The following is a 19,770-nucleotide window of genomic DNA, read 5'->3' on the forward strand; positions in this document are numbered from 1 at the left end:
TGGCACAAAATTTTAAAAGTGTGCCAAATAGTGTGCCAAATAAACTCAATACGTTACTTACACATAGGTAACTTAATGAGACATATCAAACTCCCCGAACACCTCATACTACGAAAAGAACGTTACTATTTTCGTTATGTTTTTCCTCGTAAATTTATCGGCTCCGATATACGTATTTCACTTAAAACCAAACACCTTCATCATGCTTTAAACTTTCTTGACTTAATCAAACCCGAACTAGATAAACTAAAAATACTTGCGAGTGATCGACACAATATAGATACTGAAACTTTAATCACTCAAGCAAAACGTATCTTAATTCATATGAAGCAAAAACTTACCCATGAGCTAAGCAAAAAAATAATAGCAAAAGAAGAACAACGTTATGCTTCAACAGCACATTCTATAAATGGCATTAAAGCGAAGCCCTTAAACAATCACTCACCTACACATTTAAGAACAGCAGCAAACATTATGCTTTCTATTGCAGATGGTGAAACAGGTGAATTATTGGTTGAAGCATTAAAAAACAATGATTACGAAGTGCTTAATATTTATGTTTTGGTTAGTAAGTACATGGCACTTAAAAATAGTGGTTTAAGTAATGCCGACATTGTAGCTAATAAACAAATCGAAAAAAGTGTCCGTCAGCTTGCACGTCAATTAGATACGTTTTTACTCGCTGGTATGTTTAATAGTTCTGAAGTTGAAACAGATGAAGACTTATTTGATGACTCAGATGAAGACGACAACTTTTACGCTGATAACATTGATGCAATAGAAACCCTAAACAAACACGATGTAGAGTTCGAGCATGGCTCATTAGAGTATTCAGCATTTAAAAGTATGTTAGAAACATCAAGAAATTTGCAGGCTAAATACTTGGCTTCTTGCTTAACTAAAAACTCAGAGCAAAAACATTTATTAGATTCAATGTTTAATAAAAGCTCACACACCATAGTTGAAAGTGAGCCAAGTGAAGAAAAACAACAAACTCAAGGCCCATTATTTTCAGAAGTTTATACCGAGTTTTTAGATTTTAAAGTAAATGCAGGTTTAAGCGATAGGCTCATAAAAGAATACGCTCGCCATTACGAAGCATGGTGTTTACTGAGTGAAGATAAACCAATCGAAAGTTATAAAGCGAGTGATATAGGTCGTTTTATTGACCGTTGTTATCAGTTACCTAAAAAGAACTGCGCACCATACAGTAAAATGAGCCTGCAAGAGTGCCTAGACTTTGATGTGCCAGATGATGACTTAGTTACACCTAAAACAGTTCAAGGCTATTACAAGTGGTTACAGGGGGTATTCGCGTATGCTAAAAGAGATACTGTTGAATATATTCAGCATTCACCATGTACTATAAAACGAGACTTTAAACAGCGTATACGTGGTGTTTTTAATAGCGAAGAACTTACTAAGTTTGAAGCCTTTGCAACACAAACAAAATATGCATGGCAAAAGTGGTCACTATTATTAGCCATGTATACAGGCGCAAGACGTACTGAAATTTACCAGTTAAGAAAACCAGATATCCGTATTGAAGATGGTATTAATTACATATTAGTAACTGATGAGCATGAATCCCAACGCCTTAAAACAAGCAATGCAAAACGTAAAATCCCTATCCATAAACGCTTAATCGAACTTGGTTTTTTAGAATATGTAGAACAAGCAGAGGAACGTATTTTATATGAAATAACTTCAGCTGAGAGTATCACTAGTTGGTTTGGTCGTTTAGTTGTGGAGCTTGAAATACCTAGCGTTAATGAGCTAGATGAACTGCGTAGCTACCACAGTTTCAGGCATACGTTCATAAGTAACATACGTAATAATCACTCGTTTGATCTTTCACTGATACAACAAGTGGTTGGTCATGAACTTTCTAAAGGTGGAATAACTGATAAGTACACACATGGTGGAGCTAATTTGAAAAGGTTAGCTGAAGTAGTGAATTCAGCTGAATATAATTAAAGCAATCATTGTTGCATTAGTTTATGATTTCTATTGATATTTTTTTAAAAATATGCTTAATCGGTCAAGTGTAATATATCTTGCACCAGTACCTTTATAAAGCTCAAAGAAATCTTCCCAATGCTTTAATAGCCTTTCTTTAACTATAGCTAAAGTTCTTGAGTCAGCACTAATTGCTATTAAACAATCAGATAATTGATAGCAGGTATCTTTTTGAGTGATAGGTATATTTTGAACTTTAGGTAAACCGACTCTAGGTATCAATAATGAGATGTCACTAATAGCCCCTGTTTTTTTCTTTATAGTGAATTTTTGTTCATCCGTTTGGTAAAGGTTTTTAAGATCTGTTGAATGTAAAAATCTTATAGCGTTATCTTGTTCGGGTGACACAGTTTTTAGCTTATATACAGGTAAATTGCCCCGAGTAAGTGAGATTTTAAGTTTTGAATAGCTTAGGCCTGAAGTAGGCAATGAAGTTACTCTCTCTGTGTGTGGTTTTATTGAAATTACAAGGCTGTGAACCCTTGCTCCTTTAAAAGTCTTTTTTTCTAAAGAAGATATGATATTCAATGAAAAGTATTGCTGTAAAGCCTTTCTGGCAAAGGTATCAGTATGAGAGTGCATTACCGACTCTGGTATAATTACAATAGCACCTTGTTTTGGTTTGAATTTTTCAATGCAACGTAATAAATAAGACATTGCAATACTACATTTAAATGTAGCACCTTTAAAATCACAACTAACAGATTTTCTATTAAAATGGCTGAAAGGAGGATTTAATAGCAACAGATCTGAATTGGGTATTTGTGATTCGAGTAGTGCTTTACTTATACTCGAATCACATAAAATATCGGCATGAAATAACTGCCAACTTTTAAATTTTTCTCTTAAGAATTCAATTGCTTCTAGATCAATATCAAACCCAATAAGTTCCACGTTTTTATAAAGTTTGTGGGCAGCTAAAAGTAGATTTCCTTTTCCGCATGTAGGGTCTAAAACAGAGCTTACATCTGAAAAGCCCGCTAACTTAATAAAACTTTCCGCAGTTTGTGTAGGGGTATAATACCTATCAAGTAAATCCACTCATCTTTCCCAAAGATTATAAATATGTATGTTTGCACGCCCCTCAGTCCTACCTTTTTTAACGGAAGGGTTATCATAAATAATCTCAGTTGTCTCACCGTGGTCTACATTAAACATGATAGCGCCTAGAGCATGAGGTTTAGTTCCAACTGGAGCTATATATAAGTAATGCTCAGGGTAGTCTTGCTTTATTTTAAGAAGCAAGTTGTAAAGTTCGAAAGGACAGCTAGCCCTTGCATGCAAGACCTTTCCATTATACCCATATTCATTCAGAAAGGTACTATTTGAAGTAACTGTATATGAAGGGTAGTTTAATTTAAAACCAGGAATTCCTATCACTGAAAAAACTTTAGGTTCGGGATCAATTGACATAATCAGTCTTTGCGGCCTACTTCCTTCAAATCCTAACAGGGCAACAGCAATGCATTTGTTCTCATCATCTGGACCATTTAAATTACTGAATCCTGGAAGTGGTAGCATCCCTTCAAAACTATTTGTTAAATCAAATGTAGTTTCAGAGGATGGATTTGGATGTGGCTTATACGAGTCTGGCTCTATATATAATGCTCGTGTCTGGATACCTCTTTCTAATAAATTTTTGATAATTGGAGCCCAAACGTTGTGTCGAAAACTTGTTATATCAATTAAGTATTTAGAATCATTTAATACATTTGCAAGTTCTCTATCATTCCTTAAGGATAATTCTTTGGGTGCGCCACCTTTTACACTCAATATTACTTGATCATGGCTTTTCGGAGTAATAATAATTGCCTGCTCTTTATGAGAGCCCTTAATTTCGTTCCATGCATCAAGGTCACCTCTATTTTCAAAAGAGTCTGACGAAATTATAGCTACTTCGCCGTCATGCAAAGATGAGAGTTCAAAGTCGCTAACTCTAGTTGTATGTACATTTGGCTTTATAATAGTATGATGCATTAAGCTTCTCCCTCATAGAATGATGAGAAAAAAGCTAACTGTTCAGGAAGTTCATCAATTAAACTTTGTTGTATCTGGTTATTTTTTTTATCACTTGTGCTTTTGGGTTGTGCGTTTATAAGTTGGGAAATTGCCTTTTTAGGTGAATCTTCAAGAACTTCCAATAGAAGCTTTGCATCAAAATTAGTACGTCTTTTCTTTCTGTGTGATATTTCAAAAAAGCCAGTAAAGATTCTATGAAGTCTGTACTCACTTTCTCTCATTTCATCAGGAGTAGTTGCTTTTGTAGATGGCTCTGCTTCAAATGCTAAGTGACCAATCCCTTCTTCTAAAAGCTTTATTATCTTTGCTTTATCTTCATTATTGCCATCTAAAACAAATGAGTTTATTTCTGGTGCTTTATGTTCAGGATTTCGAGCAAATTCAAAGAAAACTTTACCTATCGCTAAAACTAGCCTTTTTAAGGCAACTCCATTATCTGTAAGACCTTCAAGTTGAGAAAGTCTACGTTTGGCAACATCTGTGGTTGCCTTTGTTTGACTTTGAGGCGATATATAAAACTCTTTAGACTCTTTGTAATGGTTATCCTTATATTCATGCTTAATAGAGTTATCAATGAGCTCTATGAAATATCTAATATTGCCAGCAGCCAAGCTAAGTAAAGTTCTTTTACCACAGTAAAACTTTTTAATTCTTTGACCTTTGTTACCTTTGGATATCCAAAATAGACTCGCGTATCCATGGTTTTCAATTCTTGTTTCCCATTTCTTTTGATTTGAAAGCCAGTCTTTAAAGTGGTCGTTGATACTTGAAGACTGATTTTTTCTAGCCCAATAACCTAAAAAAGAAATTTCGAAAGGTGTTTTATCTTTGATGAACTCGAAAGCTTTACTATCTGGTTCTTTTAAGCTATTTAAAACTTCGGCACTTTTCTTTTCTGCACCTAATAGAACAGCCTCTTCTTCTATAGGGAGGTCTGGCAAAAACTTTTGTAAGTTGGTTGTTATATTTAAGCCTTTGCTTTTTAGTAAGCTAAGTCTTTTTTCTGCAACAGCGGTTGCAAAGAAGTCAAACCCCTCATCTACAATTTCGATCTCTAAGCAATCATCAGGAACTCTTATTGGGTCATTGTCATCAATAGTGCTTCTTGTTTTTAAACCTTTTTTTCGTACGCCAATTTTAAATGATAAAGGTCTCTCTGAGTGCTTTAGGTAGGTATTAACAATAGCTTGTTGCTCTTTACTTAAGTTCTCGTACTCATCTACGCAACAAAAAATAACTCTTTGACCTATTAAATTTTCATCAAGTAAGCTTTCAACAAAAACTCTTAATGGAGACTCAGGAATTGATGTTCTAACCTTAGATTCCTCATCGCCATTATTTACGTATACTTGTAATTCAGAAATCGCAATCTTTATTCCAGAAAGAAGAGCTCTAAGGCTTGTAATCTTTTTATTTGGAAGGGCCAAGTCTGTAGCTATTAGACTTAAAGCTTCTAAGGACAAAGTTTTACCTGTTTTATTTTGTAGCCATTCTGTAAGCAATACGAGTTCTTTGCAAACCAACAAATTAAAATAATGCCCGAAAAGTTTATCCCATTGTTCCCTAGAAAAGTGGCTACCTTGGAATGCCTTTACTCTATTTTTATTCATTCGGACCAGAACACCTAAATATTCTTGGTCTCCAAAATTAAGACCTTGTTTTTCAAGTCTTTCTAAAGTTGCATCATAACTCAATGAGTGTAAAGATGTGGTTTTTCCTGTACCTCGACCACCAATGAGGATTGCTGGTCTAATGCTTTCTAGTTTTTCAATATATGCCGGAGCTACAAATAGATCTTCAAAGTCTTGCATCCACTCAGCTCTATTTTCATTAAAAATGGTCGTGAGTATATTTTCATTTTTATTCATTATTAACTCCTTTCAATTAAAGGGATCCACCCATCATTACCTGGAGACCAGAAAATAGGTAATGTGGCGTCAGGAACTGAATGCTCAAAACTAAAAAGTAAGCCTTTTAGTGTAAATCCGTACATTTTTGAGTTTAGGTTTTGCATATACTGCTCTCGGGGAGTTAACCTAGGTGCATACTTCATTAAGAAAGCACTTATTTGGTTTTGCGTTATGTCGCCAAAATTAATATTTTGTACTTTATAATTATCAGTTATTACGTGGGCCATTAAGAGCTTTACTTGAGGTGCGACTGACTCGATGTGCTTTTTACCTATTTCAGTGGACAAAATTGTTAAATAAATGGCATTAAAGTTTGTATGACTGTTAAGCTTTTTAAATGAATCCCCATCTATTCCTCTAATCCAAGTTTTTTCAAACTGCTGTCCAGAGCCAACGAAGTCATCGAGAAATATAATGGTTTTGCCTTGCTTGGCAAATGCTAGAGCAGTGGGTTGATCGACTATTTGCGCTTCCGGAATATTAAAAAGTTGCCTAACTTTTCTACAAATGAGATGCCCAGAGTCAGTCGGATTTGGTTCTTCTCCTGTTACTGGTGTGAAAATTACATCGTCTAACATATTGCATAAACTTTTATCTTGGTCTGCGCCAATTGAGTTGTATGCTGCCTTTAACAAGGCATCAGTATGCTTATTAGAGTAATATATAAAGCGGTCTAATAATTTTGCTGCTATGTATTTGTCTACTTCATCAAAATTGTTGAGCCAACCACGAACTCTTAATTTTTCATGATCGTCCCATAAGCCACTTTTTACTAAGACTTCACACTTAGAGACTACTTCATTTATGTAAATATCAGAACGCAATTTAAAATCCTTATATTTTTAGCGCGATATTTTCAAATATACCATATTCATCTAACGTTAATACATATTAACGTTAGTTGGTAATTGAGATAGTTTGGGTGAGCTTTTCAAGCTCCTTTATTAATGAGTTATATTTTTTAATAGAGTCTTCATCCATACATTCATAAAGGTTATGAAACTTTATTAATGATATTAAAAATGATCTATAGCCTAGTGCTTTATTTATTATTTGATCATAACAGTACTTTTCTAGGAAGGATTTTTTAGGTTCAAATTTAAATTTCATTTTTTGTATGTTCTTTTTGAAAACCTTTTTCATTATTGTCACATTATCAGTGCCTTTATTTTTTTCATGCAATAATTTTTCTATAATTTTCAGTTTCTTATTAGAAACACGTATTGTTCCTAACCTTTTCTCATCTTCACTTCCGTCAATCGTATATCCTTTTATAGATATTAGCTTCTTAGCAGATAATATTTTGCTATTGTTTATTTTAAAACCTCCACTAGATAATAAGAAACAGACTTCATTGTGAAAAAAGCCGATTGAATGGTATTCAAGTTTTTAGGTGAAGAAAATAATAAGTCATCGGCATATCTAGTGTATTCAATGTTATATCTGCTACATAACATTTGGATTAAAATATCAAACTTCCTAAAAATAATATTTGATATTACTGGGGAGGTGCTAAAGCCAATAGGTAATATTTTTTTCTCTAAAAACTCTTTGTTTTTAGAGTCTCTAGGTAAGTTCACTGTTACCAAATTTATAAAGCTATCAACCAGTAACGATCTTGTCTTAGTATTTACTATTTGAGTCTTAAAGTAAGAGTCAAAGGATTCTTTAAGTAAATCTTCAGATATTGAATGAAAGAAGTTCTTAATATCTAACCGTAAAAAGTTATAGTTCTTACGGTGAGGCTCAAGGAAATTTAAATAAGAGGTTTGAGGTCTAAATGCTTTTGCTGAATTGTTTAGAGGGATATTGTTTAAGAATTTTGAAACAATACTATTATGGCTTTTACTCAGATCTGAACTTTCTTGAACTTTATAAAAGAACTTTTTCCCTGATTGAAACTCAATGACCTCATTGAAGCTTATGGGTGGTATACCTGTAGCTCTTAATAAAGAGTATTTTCCTACAACAAGTTGATCAAAAAAAGTAGGGTTGTCAATTTCACTCATAAATTATTGTTTCCGCTTTGATACAAGATCATCTTTTCACTTAGTGGACTAAAAGGCAGCCTAGTCGACAAGTATCCCGATTAACCATTAATGGGCTAGGAGTGTCTAGCACTCACTTACCTATATTAGCGTAAGTCCCTACTCTATCGAAGCGGAAACTTTCTTAAGAATAACAGATAGCTCCATAAATGTATTCTCAAATTCTGCTTGGAGGTTAGTTTGATTTTTATTAGTCATTTTTATTAAATAATTAAAACTAAAATTTATAAAGCTAGTAACCCAGCCGCCTGTTTTTGCAATTTTATGTGGGTATGTTGAGTTGAGTTCATTAGAAATAAGAGTGACTGCATTAGAAATTTTCTCAGATACATATTGATAGTTTTCATTATCACGACCCTCCAGAAGATTTGTTTTCCCATTGAATACAAGCCTAAATATAGTAATCAACTCGTCTTCGCTAAGTTGTAAAGCCTTTATCTGAACGATTAAATCTTTTATATAAGATACTCTTACTTTTCTAGACTTGGAGATACTAGAAGTTGTTAGTTTGCCTCTGAATGGAGGGAACTTAAATATACTTTTAAATACCTGTTTTATATTCATATGTGAGCCGAGCTTAGGGTATAGAGTATCTATAGTTTTATTTACGTCTCCACTTCCACCAACACATGCTGTATATAAGTATTCATTAAATAACCACTTATAGAATATTTTAATTGTTTTCTTATTAATTAGCGCACCTTCTATTGTTGTTGAAAAAAGTAGGTGTTTAATGTTCTTAAAGTCGTAATGTTGATTCTTTTAATGAATTCATTGTATTTGAAAATTTCGTAGTCAGTTTTATCTTCGTTCGAGTTTTTTTCGTTTTTGTCATGACTAATTAAGTATTTGATGTTTGCACCTTGCGTATACTTTTTGCTCCCATAGATAGAAAACTTATAAGGTTTGGCTAGTTCATATAGATCGACGGTATCATTCCTGAAAGTTAATGTTGATTTAGGAAAATCATATTTTAGTAACTTATCTGCGTCATAGATAACAAGGTAAGGTATTGCTACATTTGCAGAGCGAGGGTTAATAGAGTTGAGCATTACTTTATTAGTTTTATAAGTATCAACAAGACGCAGCCGTGGAAATAGCTCCATTAATTTTTGGTTTCCAAAAATTTCTAATTCAGTTTCACCTTCAACAAATAAGATGTAGTCACTAAAAAAAGTCTAGCTTCATTATCTGAAAAAATATTAATAAAACGCTTGTCTGGGAAATGTGTATTTAAAGTTGTCACTTTAGTTGATGCTTTCTTTTTTTAGAAAAATGCAATAGCTGGTGTTCTTCTTCTCCTTCGAACAGTCTAACTAACTGTTTGACTATATTAGGTGAGTGGGTAGAAAATATTATTTTAGGGTAGGGGGTAGCATATTTATTTTTTTGTTTTCCTTCTTCACTTTTTTTATATAAAAAGTAGATTTCATGAAGTCTATAAATTAATTCTTCATTCCTTTTTGGATGTAAACCTATTTCTGGTTCATCTATATAAACTGAAGGAGTAACAAATTCTCGCCTAGTTAGTGCTATGATTAAACTAAGAAATAGTTCTAAATATTTATGTGAGTTAGTCCCATCAGAGTGAAATTCCAAATCCATACCATCTATATTGAAATTTTGGCCTCCCAAGCCAACCTTGACATAACTTAAAACTCGCTCTTGGTAGCTATAGTCACTCCTTTCCGTTATATCATCGATTTTTTCAATATAATCTTTATATGACCCACTTTTTGCAGATATTTTATCGTTTAAGAAATTAACAACGTCTTCTTTCTTTAGAGACCTTGTGTTTAAAAACTTAACTTTACTTATCAATGACCATAATTTTCTCCAGTCATATAACTCTATTTTCCGAGTGTCGATCGAAAAGAAAGGGTATACCCTACTTATTATTTTCAATATTTCATGGTCTTTTATTGACCAGAAGATTGAATCATCTTTTCTAATTGTAAGTGTAACCTCTATATAGGGCTGCTTTTCTGTAAAGTTGCTGCTGCCAGCGAAAGGAAATACAAAACCTTTATTAAACTCACCAGTGAACAAGGTATTATAAATATGTCTTTGATAGTCACTTTTTTTACGATTGGATGTAACAACTTTTTTTAAGCGTGTTATGTCAAAACCTAAGCTAATAGAGCCTGTAGGAGTGTATTCAGAGTTTAATTTAGGTGGAATGGCTTGCTCACCGTCCATTTTTTTATAAAAGTAGTCAATTAACTTAAGGAGGTTAGATTTTCCTGAATTATTTTTTCCAATAATGCAGTTGATATCTTTGAAGTCATTAATAACAAAGTTGTCAAATGAGAGTAAGTTATTTATTTTAATAGACTTCAAGCCCATAGCTCATTCCTTGAAAGTTAATTTTTGAGATTTTAAAGACTACATCCTACTCTAATCAATGAATAAGTTCACTTAATAAGGCTCAGAGATGAACTAGTAACACTCGTAGATATTAGTCAAAAACAGCTCTGGTTTTAAGTAGTTAGTCATGTATACCGACTATACGTTTATGTATAAGAGGTATCTACTATGTCTAATTACACACCTACAGAATGCTACTTAAATAACTTAGCACCAACAGGACGAAAGGCTGTTATTTCACTGATAAAAAGTGTTAAAAACACTTTATTATTGCATGATAAGCTAGTCGCATTACCACTTCACAAGTTAAGCTTTGAGCAGTTATCTACTCTTAAACAAAGCTTAGTACTCAATAATAAGTCAGCTAGAACTATCCAACTTACTTTTCAAGTTATTAAAGCCATAGCTAAAACGGCTTTTTTAATGAATTTAATTGAGCAGCACGAACTAGAAAAGTTTAATATTCTTAAGCTTCCCCATATAGAACCAAGCCTAAAAGGTAAGTCACTTACAGCCACACAGCTAAAAAGCATATTAAAGCAGCCCTATACACCATCTTCAATTATTAGCACACGTGATATTGCATTATTGGCTTTAATGGCTGGTGCTGGATTAAGGAGATCTGAAGTTTCGGCTTTAAAGCTTAGTGACTTTTCAATGGCTGATCAGCTAGTTGTTATCCATAAGGGAAAAGGAAACCGTACTAGAACACAGTACTTACCAGTGTGGGTATTAGAGTTTTTAAGTTCATGGTTAATGGTACGTGGTAAAAACGAGGGGCCATTATTTTGTGTGGTTTTGAATGATAAAGCTATTCAAGCTCGTGGTATTTCACCTGAAACTATATATAGCGTTGTAACGGCCAGAACTAATCATGTTTTAGGGGAGAAGTTTACCCCTCATGACATGAGGCGAACTTATATTTCATCACTATTGGCTAATGGTGTGGATATTTCAACTGTGAGTAAGCTGGCAGGGCATAAAAGCATTACTACCACACAGTTATACGATAAACGTGGCGTGGACAGTTTAAAGCGCGCCGTTAATACTTTATCTGTGAATGGATGTGGTGATTATGAATAAGTTACTAATAAGCCAATTTACAAGCCATTATGGTATCAAGTTAATAGAATCAGGCTTATTTGATGATGATACGTTTGAACAATATAGCCCTAGGGAAGTACAGCAACTATCAGGCTCAAAAAGATCAAATTTACCTGTTGATCTGGATGAACTATATGCCTCATTTATTGAGATAACTACAGACTTTGACCAAAAATTACTTTCAAAAAACAGCCGTTATTTTAGCAAAAGTATTGGACTACCAACTAACGCTAGCTCCCTTATTGAGTTTATTATTGTTGGTACTCTCAAACCAACCATTTTCAGGTCTATAGAGCAATTTATTACTAAATCTGCGTATTCATATTCAGATGCATTCACTGTGTTATTGGGGCTTGGAGAGATTGAGTTGGAGGAGTGTTTAGAAGCACTTGAATCGATTGGATTATATAAAAACCGTATTTTTGACTATGAGCTACCATTACTCCCTAAATCACTTGCCCATTATTTATTTACTAGCCAACAATACAAGACTAAAGATGCATTAGGATTATTTTTAAAAAATGAAGAGCCAGCTAGTTACAAGTTAAGCTCTTTTGGCCATAGGGATACGTTACACCTAAAAAGCCTATTAAATGGTTGGCAGAGATCAAGTAATAATGGCTTAAATATATTGATATATGGGGCCGTTGGTACGGGTAAATCTGAATTAGCTAAGTCTTTATGTAGTAATGCCGGCCTAGTTTTAATGAAAGTTAAATCTAGCTCTGAAGTTGATGCACAAGTTGAAAGACAATTAGGTACTAAGTCTTCAACTAGCTACCGCATTCATAACTTATCTATGGCGCGTAGGTTAATGGGGGATCGTCGTGATGGAGTGTTACTTATAGATGAGTGTGAAGATATATTCGATGTAAACATGTTTGGTTCTAGTGAACCAAAAGAGCTTTTGCATAGCTTAATTGAAGAACCTAATGGTGCAGCCATATGGATAACGAACCATATTGAAGATATCCCTGAGAGTTGTGTGCGGCGTTTTGATTTTGTACTTGAAATGCCCCAGCTAACGAAGGAAAAGCGTTTAGAACATGCCCTAGGGTACTTTAATGAGCTAAAAGTAAGCCAAAGCTTTATTGAAAAGGTGGTTTCGAACAAACACCTAAGCTTGGCGAATATAAGTAAAGCCAGCCATGGGGCTAGTTTATGTGGTTATAAGAGTGAAGCAGCTCAAGAGTTTATAGATTCGTATGTTGAAGGGGTAATGGTTGCATCGGGTATTGATTTAAACCAAATGCATTACAAACCAGAGCTGAAGTTTGACCATACCAATATTAACTTAAAGGGTTCGTTTTCTAACCTTAATGATATAACCAACGCTCTTAATAACCATCATGGTGCAAGAACCTTACTATTTGGCCCTGCGGGTACTGGTAAAACAGCATTTGTTAACCATGTATGCCAAGAAGCTGATTTTGAGCTAATTAGTATTCAGGCTTCAGATATTTTAAGTAAATGGGTGGGGGAGAGTGAGCAAAATATAAAGAACTTATTTATACAGGCTACAGAAGAAGGTGCGGCTATATTTATTGATGAAGCCGACAGCTTATTTTCAAGCCGTGAGGGCGCCACAAACAGCTGGGAGGTTCAATCCGTAAACCAATTATTATGTAACCTTGAAATGTTTGAACTTCCTTTCTTTGCAGCTACCAACTTTAAAAAGCGTTTAGATAAAGCCCTATTACGCCGTTGTGATTTTAAACTGGAGCTGGATTACTTAACACCTGAACAAGTATCACGAATGATATTAAAGTTAACAGGCAAAAAAACTTGGCTAAAAGTGAGAGCGCTAAATTGGCTGGTTTAGATCGTATAACTCCAGGTGATTTTAGCGTAATAGCACGAAAAATGCGTTTTTTGAATAAAGCGCCAACATCAAGAGAAGTATTAGAGTTTTTGTTTGAAGAGCAGAAATTAAAAGGCGATTGTAAACGGCGCATAGGTTTTTAGTTAAGTCAGGCATTATATGTTCTAACTCATAGCTGCACTTATATAGTAAAGGAGCTTTTTTAAGTCAATTGGTTGAGAACGATGCGAATGGCTTGATAACACTGGGGCTTTTATAATCTAACATGGCTGTAACATTTTTTAATTACAATAGGAAAGGGTATCGCAAGCTTAAGTTTAAAATCTACCACTTATTAAATCAATCAGCTCTCAACATTCGCCAATATAAATTGATTGTAAAGGATACTGTCTTTAAGTAAGTTATTAATAAATTAATTATTGAAATGCGTTTCCAGATATTTATTGTTATAAATTTTAGTATGTTAACGGTAGTTTCCAGTAATGCGTTCTTAGGAGTCCACTTATGATTGGTTCAGCTCTTAAAAATACAGAAAAGCCGAGTGTATTCATGCTATTAGTTATTTTTGGAACTATATCTTTGCTCTCATTATTTAACGAAAGCTTAGGGCTTATTCAAAATCCAATTTCGCTGATGTCAGTATTTATTCCGTTAATTGTTATTCTTGTTTATATTTTTCTTTGGTGGTGGCTGGGACTTATTCGAAGATTGAATGACAAATTACCAAATAATGATTTTGCTTGTTTTGGTACTCTTATTGGGTGTTCTATTCTGACGTATTGCGTATTAATTACCTTCTTTATTATAGGTGATAATCCCGAAATATTAAATTTTAACTTGTTGATTAAGCCTAGCTTTTTTCAACTGATAACCTTATATTTATTTGGCTTATCTACATTAAAAGTAAAGCGTATTAATTTTGAGTGAAACAAGTCAATTTGCTTGGTTGATATAATTTTAAAGCTGGTTTTAAATATACTACTTTTTTGTAATCGGTCTTACAGTTGATACTCTAGACTTACCAAGCTTTCTTTCTTTTAGTATTATTGGCTTTAACTCTTCAGCCTTCCCTAATTCTGTTATTAATTGCTCAAAAAGATGATCGTGGTATTTAGATTCCTCTATATGTCCTTCTATATTTAGCTTTTTCCTTAATCTAAAATAAATATCTTTGTTTATAGATATTGTTATTCTTTTATTATTGAATTTTAATTTTCTTATTCTAGCTAGATAATTATCCCAAGTACTTTTTTCTAGTGTCCTTAAAAGTGGCTTAACTCGGTTGAAAATGTTTTTTAACCCCGTGAACTCCTTTTCTAACTCATTTTCTAATGATTTTTTAGGCTCTTTTGATGATGTTAATATTTCAATTATATTGTCTATGTTTTTGATTTTTGCTGTTGAATATTTTGATATAACCTCTTTGGTTTTTCTTATTTCAACTTTTAACTTTGGCTCAATATCCTTATTGTATAGCTCATTATGTGAAATGTACCATTCCCAAATTTTAATATTTTTCTTATTCATTCTAAATGCTACCTGTTTAATATATTCATTTCGTTCTGGAACTTTTTTATGACTTGATTAGTTTCGGAACGAATTATTTTTCATTTAGTTCTGGAACGTTTTTTTGAATTTGCTCGTTCCGAAACGAATTAACTAAACGTTAGTTCTGGAACGTTTACATGTCAAGTATATTTAAATTAATACTATTTGGGAACGTAAGGGATCTTTGCTTGGAACCTTAATAATTTAAATCTGTAAAAAGTAAGTCCACATTAAAAGATAGGACTGAATATGAGAAATACAGATAAATTACTCAATTATAACATCAGGTTAGTTGGACATAATGAGTTAGATGAACCTTCAATTAGTTTATCGTTAGTAGATGCTGTTACTGAACAAAACAACCAAATATACACGTTTTCTATAAGTGAAAATGAAGTTAAAAAGTTCTCAATTGATCAGTTTATTTCGACCTATGGTTATAACTATCAAAATATTGACTGTGTTTTTTGGAGCTTAGACACTTATAAATACTTGAAAAAAGAAAATTCATTCAAGCACCCAAAGATACATAATGTTGTAAAAAATAAAGCTAAAAACAAAAAAGCACTAAAAAATTTTTATGGAGTTGAGTCTTCAAGCCATCTTGATTTTTTTGCTATAACTTTAAAAGTAAAAAAAGACATGCAAAGAAGTTAATTAATGAGCTTCTGAATGAAGATTTAATAGAGCAGCGTTCTAAGAAAAAACAGGGGTGCCGTTATTATAAGCGAAAAGCTTTTAACAAAGCTGAACATTTTTATATTGATTATTCTCCAAAGGGTAAGGCGCGTAACTACTTAAAGGTAAGATGGAACCCAGCATTTACAAGTGAGAAGTATACTAGACATTTCTTCTCTAGATTAAAGTCATTAACTGGTAAGCGCTATAGTAAGATAGTCAATGAATCATTAATTTCTAGAGTTGACTTTGCATTAGATTTTAGAGGGGATTCAGTTAAAGATACCATATTGAATATAAGTGGTTCTTCTAAGTTAAGTAACTATTTTAATAGTGAATCAGTCATGGAAACAAAGGTAGTTGGTGCGAGTGAGTTTAGATTGCAAGTTTATAATAAGTCTTTACAACAAGGCTCTAATAGCTCGGATTCACTTAACAGAATTGAAGTTCAATTTAAAAGACCTAAAATAAACGGTTTAAGGATTCAGCTAAAAAACATTTGTAGTATTCTTGAAAAATCAAGCAAAGTAAGAATGTATCGTAATACTGATAATGAATACTTTACCCATGATGAAATGAATGCTTTAAAATATATAGGCGTGGTTGGATTGAGATCTACTCTTAATAATTCTAGTGAGAAGAAGATGCTAACTCGAAATCTTGCTAAGATTGAAGTAAAAGGTTTTGGTGATAAATTAATAGGCGAGTCATTAGCTGAGATACAAAAGCTCAAAAGGCTTTTATTAAAACCTTAATACGTAATTGGAACTGTGCCAAATACTGTGCCAAAGCCTGTATATTTACACTTGCATAAAATTCTAACGTGTTGATTTATATGTTTATAACAAAGTCTGCCTGTTAACTTACCGGCTAACTCACTCATTCAATAAAAAAGCCCGCAGTTAACGCTGCGGGCTTTTTTGTGTTTGGAATATGCTGTCAGGTTGCGGGCGTCAGCGTTTAGCGGGCGGCGAGCTTCGGGTTGCGGGCTTAAAACCTAACCCCTAATCCCTAAAACCTTGAACCTAAACCCGACGCGGGGTGAACCCGCTGCTACGGATATAAAAACCTTGCGATATTAAACTTAAGGTTTTTAAATACCTCGAACCTCGAACCTCGAACCTCGAACCTCGAACCTCGAACCTCGAACCTCGAACCTATCTATATATAAAGCAGGTCAGCAGTCGGTGCTTGTTGGTGCGAATAGCCGAGGTGCACAGCAGTTTATTTATAACAGCTGGGGCCAAGTGGCAGAGGTTAATGACTATTTAAATAAAACAGATGCTAATTTATACGATGCACGAGCGACCCTTTCCAATACGCCTAATCATGCGAACTGGCGAGTCAATACACAGTTTGAGTATGATGCTGTGGGTCGAGTGACAGAAAATCGTGATTATTATCATGCTAATGCAAGCCTTTACATTCCATTTGAGGGGCGACAGGGAGAGCCAGATTGGGCTGTGACTGTATTTTATGGAGGCGCAATTAAGCAAAGCACCACCACAAAGTATAACCAAGCAGGTGAAGTAGTCAGGGTTGAGCAAAAGAAAGTAGAGGTTGATTTACGCCGTAAGTTAGAAGAGGCGATCCCAAATAAGTATGAAGGGATAAGCCGTACGATATATGCGTCGTCGCCTTGGACAGCGTCAAGTCTACGTACGCAATCCATTTCACAAGATTATAAATACAAAGTTGCGGGAAGGGTTGATTCATATGCGTATTATCAAAAGAGCGATTTACCCAATGGTGTAAATCAATTAGTGCACCGCTTTAATGAACAGTATGAAGGCAGAGACACCTATTTAGATAGTGTGACCTTTGGTTCTGGTGATAACTCGCATAAAGACAGTCAGCATTTGCAAGATGCACAAACGCGTTCAAGCTATGATGCCAATGGTAATCGCACTCGTATTGAAGAGCATATTACAGACTCAAGGTACACAGGCGATAAAAATGTCAATGCACGTTATATGCGCTTTGATGCAGAAGGCAAGTTATTATCTAAAGTGACTGGTGAGCAAAGGCGGCTATTAACTAACGCTGATTTAGTGACAAAACGGACTTCATACAACCCTATGACAGGGCAGCCAGTTGACTGGGAAAGCACGGTTGCAAGGAATGTTGGTTTTACAGAAGATACAGACTATGCAGGCCGTGGCATGGGGAGTTATCACTTATACAGTGGCAGCAATTATCTAGGTGAAATCAATAAGTCGGGTTCAAACTCAATAAAAGAACAGCACTTTAAAGCCCCAGGTGCCAATGACGCCAGTATTATGGCACGTCACCAAGTGCAAAGCGGCGATACTTTGAAAGGTATTGCCAAGTTGTATTACGGCAGTGAAGACCTATGGTACGTGATTGCCGATGTAAATGGCTTAGGGGCGGGGTCTGAGTTATTAGAAGGGGTGATGCTGGATATTCCCGCCAGAGCGAATAACTTTAACAGCCACGATAACTTCAAGCCAATGAACTTGGGTGAAATCGTAGGTAACACCGACCCATCACTCCTGTACATTCCACCGCCACCAGAAGCGGGCTGTAATGCGGTTGCTTCTATTGTGATGATAGCAGTGGCCGTGGTGGCAACGATAGCGACGGCAGGTGCGGCAGCTGCGGCGATGGGAGGCGTTGCGGGTGCGACAACCACGATGGGTGCTGGTATGGCAGTATTGGGCGGAGCCGCTGTAGGAACGGGAGCAGCCGCAGGAGCCTTAGGTGTTGCAGCAGCCGCGATTGGTGGATTCGTTGGCTCTGTCGCTTCTCAGGTTGTAGGTAAAGCGATGGGGGCGGTAGATAGTTTTTCATTGAAAGGCGCATTAGCATCTGGCTTAACGGCAGGTGCAACGGCGGGAATGGGTCAATATTTACAAGGAGCAGATTGGGCAAACAATGGTAAAAAATCTATCGATGCGGTAACAGGATTAAAAACGCTAAAAACAGCTGGTAAGACGGTAATGGGTGCTACATCAGCCATTAGCTCAGTTGCGGCAAATAAATTGGTGGGTAATCAAGCTAGTTTCTGTTGGGGTAATGTGGCGGCGTCAGCGGTAACGTCGGCAGTCGCGCCAGGAGATTATGGCGCTATTGGCAAGGGGATAATTAACCCAATCAATGGTATTATCCAATCCGGTATCCAATATGGTGCAGATAAGCTGTTTGGTAATCAAGCGAGTTGGAACTTTGGTAATGTTGCAACGGATGCGTTTGGCAATGCGTTGGGGAATAGTATTGTAAGCGGAATCCAACGCTCTGAAACAGAGAAAAATAACCGCAATCGTTATATTGAAGCGATGGGTCAAAAACTCACTGCGGATACAGCGCGTAAAATAGATGGGCAGTTAGCGACGAACTTAAACAATTCGCTTAACACTACGATGCAGGGTTTGGATGCTTCAGTTGACCGTATGCTGTGGGCGATTAATCGTAATAACGCGATTGATGCTCAAGCATCGTTTGCAAGCGAAGATGCGTCTAACCTAGCAAGAAGAAATCGGGTTGTTACATCAACAAATGCTTACTCTGATTTAATACAAGCGAATATTCAATCAGTGAGTTACCAGCATGAGCTGAATAAATATAATCGCGCATTGAATACACTAGTTTATGGCGAGCAAATAAACGCACGTTATCAGCGTGGTAATCAAATGGTTGCGGATGAGTTTAGCAAGTTCCAACCAATTCAGAATGATTTGTTTGCAGGAGTTGATGTTGAAGGTAATATCGCTTGGGGTCAGCAACGTCGAGAAGCGTTTAATCAAAGTTTTATTGGTGTTGCATCTAATGCTGGCAAAATGATCAAAGAAAATGGTGGCTTTGTAGTTGCTTATGGTGGAACTGGCGGCGCCAGTACTGGGGCTGGTGCTGATGCTGCTTTAGGTAGGTTCCTCGCGGTAGATCTTAATAATTGGTCATTAACAACAGGCAACTATAGGAGTACAGAAGTTGCTGCGAACTTTGGGATACCAGTACCAGAAGCGCATGTTGGTGTAGAACTATCCCTTTATATGACTCCCAAATATCAAAAAGCGTTACAAGGTGATTATGGTATAGCCGGAGGTGCTGCTTCTTTAGGGCTTCAAACAATAGATATTGGTGTTGTGCGTACCAAAGGTGGTGAACATCATGGTTTACAAATTACCTATACCAGAGATTTCGATGCTACCAAAATCCTTCCTAAGTTCTCAAATGGCAATGGTTATATTAAAGGCGGAAGTGGTGATGTATTTAACGTTCATAAATGGTGGTAAAA

The 19,770-nt window shown here is 35.3% G+C and carries 16 protein-coding genes; 7 read left to right on the plus strand and 9 right to left on the minus strand.

The genetic code is table 11. From position 1 onward, the window contains the following. Positions 1-75: 75 nt before the first annotated feature. Positions 76-1,977, plus strand: coding sequence for a DUF3258 domain-containing protein (locus AB8618_RS01800; protein ID WP_409424605.1), 1,902 nt, complete (start codon positions 76-78; stop codon positions 1,975-1,977). Between the two features lie 30 nt (positions 1,978-2,007). On the opposite strand, the gene AB8618_RS01805 is transcribed toward AB8618_RS01800, so the two are convergent. The 8 genes from AB8618_RS01805 to AB8618_RS01840 form a co-directional block, all read right to left on the minus strand. Next, positions 2,008-3,060, minus strand: a complete 1,053-nt coding sequence (locus AB8618_RS01805) for an N-6 DNA methylase (RefSeq protein WP_409424606.1) — start codon at positions 3,058-3,060, stop codon at positions 2,008-2,010. Then, the gene (locus tag AB8618_RS01810) at positions 3,061-3,996 is read right to left on the minus strand and encodes a hypothetical protein (protein ID WP_409424607.1); all 936 of its coding nucleotides are present in this window, start codon (positions 3,994-3,996) and stop codon (positions 3,061-3,063) included. It abuts the gene before it with no gap. Beyond that, complete coding sequence (locus AB8618_RS01815) at positions 3,996-5,906, minus strand: hypothetical protein (protein WP_409424608.1); 1,911 nt, start codon at positions 5,904-5,906, stop codon at positions 3,996-3,998. Before AB8618_RS01815 ends, AB8618_RS01810 begins: the two co-directional genes overlap by 1 nt. A 2-nt stretch (positions 5,907-5,908) precedes the next feature. Continuing rightward, positions 5,909-6,772 (minus strand): hypothetical protein, encoded by an 864-nt coding sequence (locus AB8618_RS01820; protein ID WP_409424609.1) that lies wholly within the window; start codon positions 6,770-6,772, stop codon positions 5,909-5,911. Between the two features lie 489 nt (positions 6,773-7,261). After that, entirely contained in the window at positions 7,262-7,957 is a 696-nt protein-coding gene (locus AB8618_RS01825) for a reverse transcriptase domain-containing protein (protein ID WP_409424610.1), read from the minus strand. Positions 7,958-8,095: 138 nt separating this feature from the next. Continuing rightward, entirely contained in the window at positions 8,096-8,560 is a 465-nt protein-coding gene (locus AB8618_RS01830; RefSeq protein ID WP_409424611.1) for a hypothetical protein, read from the minus strand. A gap of 140 nt (positions 8,561-8,700) precedes the next feature. Then, positions 8,701-9,102 (minus strand): hypothetical protein, encoded by a 402-nt coding sequence (locus AB8618_RS01835; RefSeq protein ID WP_409424612.1) that lies wholly within the window; start codon positions 9,100-9,102, stop codon positions 8,701-8,703. 136 nt (positions 9,103-9,238) lie between these two features. Continuing rightward, positions 9,239-10,342: a retron Eco8 family effector endonuclease gene (locus AB8618_RS01840; protein WP_409424613.1), complete on the minus strand. Its 1,104-nt coding sequence runs from the start codon at positions 10,340-10,342 to the stop codon at positions 9,239-9,241. Positions 10,343-10,531: 189 nt separating this feature from the next. On the opposite strand from AB8618_RS01840, the gene AB8618_RS01845 reads away from it, so the two are divergent. From AB8618_RS01845 to AB8618_RS01855, 3 genes are all read left to right on the plus strand, one after another. Beyond that, complete coding sequence (locus AB8618_RS01845) at positions 10,532-11,446, plus strand: tyrosine-type recombinase/integrase (RefSeq protein ID WP_409424614.1); 915 nt, start codon at positions 10,532-10,534, stop codon at positions 11,444-11,446. Then, complete coding sequence (locus AB8618_RS01850) at positions 11,439-13,289, plus strand: AAA family ATPase (RefSeq protein WP_409424615.1); 1,851 nt, start codon at positions 11,439-11,441, stop codon at positions 13,287-13,289. Before AB8618_RS01845 ends, AB8618_RS01850 begins: the two co-directional genes overlap by 8 nt. Before the next feature lie 504 nt (positions 13,290-13,793). Then, positions 13,794-14,216, plus strand: coding sequence for a hypothetical protein (locus tag AB8618_RS01855; RefSeq protein WP_290191824.1), 423 nt, complete (start codon positions 13,794-13,796; stop codon positions 14,214-14,216). A 51-nt stretch (positions 14,217-14,267) separates the two neighbouring features. Here the strand turns inward: AB8618_RS01855 and AB8618_RS01860 are convergent, their stop codons facing one another. Then, positions 14,268-14,816: a hypothetical protein gene (locus tag AB8618_RS01860; protein ID WP_409424616.1), complete on the minus strand. Its 549-nt coding sequence runs from the start codon at positions 14,814-14,816 to the stop codon at positions 14,268-14,270. Positions 14,817-15,086: 270 nt separating this feature from the next. Between AB8618_RS01860 and AB8618_RS01865 the strand changes: the two genes are divergently transcribed. From AB8618_RS01865 to AB8618_RS01875, 3 genes are all read left to right on the plus strand, one after another. Next, positions 15,087-15,494 carry a hypothetical protein gene (locus AB8618_RS01865; protein WP_409424617.1) on the plus strand — a complete coding sequence of 136 codons (408 nt, stop codon included), beginning with the start codon at positions 15,087-15,089 and terminating at the stop codon, positions 15,492-15,494. 311 nt (positions 15,495-15,805) lie between these two features. Then, positions 15,806-16,270: a hypothetical protein gene (locus tag AB8618_RS01870; RefSeq protein ID WP_418157328.1), complete on the plus strand. Its 465-nt coding sequence runs from the start codon at positions 15,806-15,808 to the stop codon at positions 16,268-16,270. Between the two features lie 432 nt (positions 16,271-16,702). Continuing rightward, positions 16,703-19,768, plus strand: coding sequence for a LysM peptidoglycan-binding domain-containing protein (locus AB8618_RS01875; RefSeq protein WP_409424619.1), 3,066 nt, complete (start codon positions 16,703-16,705; stop codon positions 19,766-19,768). Positions 19,769-19,770: the final 2 nt, after the last annotated feature.

Source organism: Pseudoalteromonas sp. RW-H-Ap-1 (assembly GCF_048318575.1).
Taxonomy (GTDB): Bacteria; Pseudomonadota; Gammaproteobacteria; order Enterobacterales; family Alteromonadaceae; genus Pseudoalteromonas.

Bases quoted from the DNA above. Each gene is read 5' to 3' on its own strand.
- AB8618_RS01800 (WP_409424605.1), top strand. From the start codon at position 76: ATGAGACATATCAAACTCCCCGAACACCTCATACTACGAAAAGAACGT.
- AB8618_RS01810 (WP_409424607.1), bottom strand. From the start codon at position 3,996: ATGCATCATACTATTATAAAGCCAAATGTACATACAACTAGAGTTAGC.
- AB8618_RS01815 (WP_409424608.1), bottom strand. From the start codon at position 5,906: ATGAATAAAAATGAAAATATACTCACGACCATTTTTAATGAAAATAGA.
- AB8618_RS01825 (WP_409424610.1), bottom strand. From the start codon at position 7,957: ATGAGTGAAATTGACAACCCTACTTTTTTTGATCAACTTGTTGTAGGA.
- AB8618_RS01830 (WP_409424611.1), bottom strand. From the start codon at position 8,560: ATGAATATAAAACAGGTATTTAAAAGTATATTTAAGTTCCCTCCATTC.
- AB8618_RS01835 (WP_409424612.1), bottom strand. From the start codon at position 9,102: ATGGAGCTATTTCCACGGCTGCGTCTTGTTGATACTTATAAAACTAAT.
- AB8618_RS01840 (WP_409424613.1), bottom strand. From the start codon at position 10,342: ATGGGCTTGAAGTCTATTAAAATAAATAACTTACTCTCATTTGACAAC.
- AB8618_RS01845 (WP_409424614.1), top strand. From the start codon at position 10,532: ATGTCTAATTACACACCTACAGAATGCTACTTAAATAACTTAGCACCA.
- AB8618_RS01850 (WP_409424615.1), top strand. From the start codon at position 11,439: ATGAATAAGTTACTAATAAGCCAATTTACAAGCCATTATGGTATCAAG.
- AB8618_RS01855 (WP_290191824.1), top strand. From the start codon at position 13,794: ATGATTGGTTCAGCTCTTAAAAATACAGAAAAGCCGAGTGTATTCATG.
- AB8618_RS01860 (WP_409424616.1), bottom strand. From the start codon at position 14,816: ATGAATAAGAAAAATATTAAAATTTGGGAATGGTACATTTCACATAAT.
- AB8618_RS01865 (WP_409424617.1), top strand. From the start codon at position 15,087: ATGAGAAATACAGATAAATTACTCAATTATAACATCAGGTTAGTTGGA.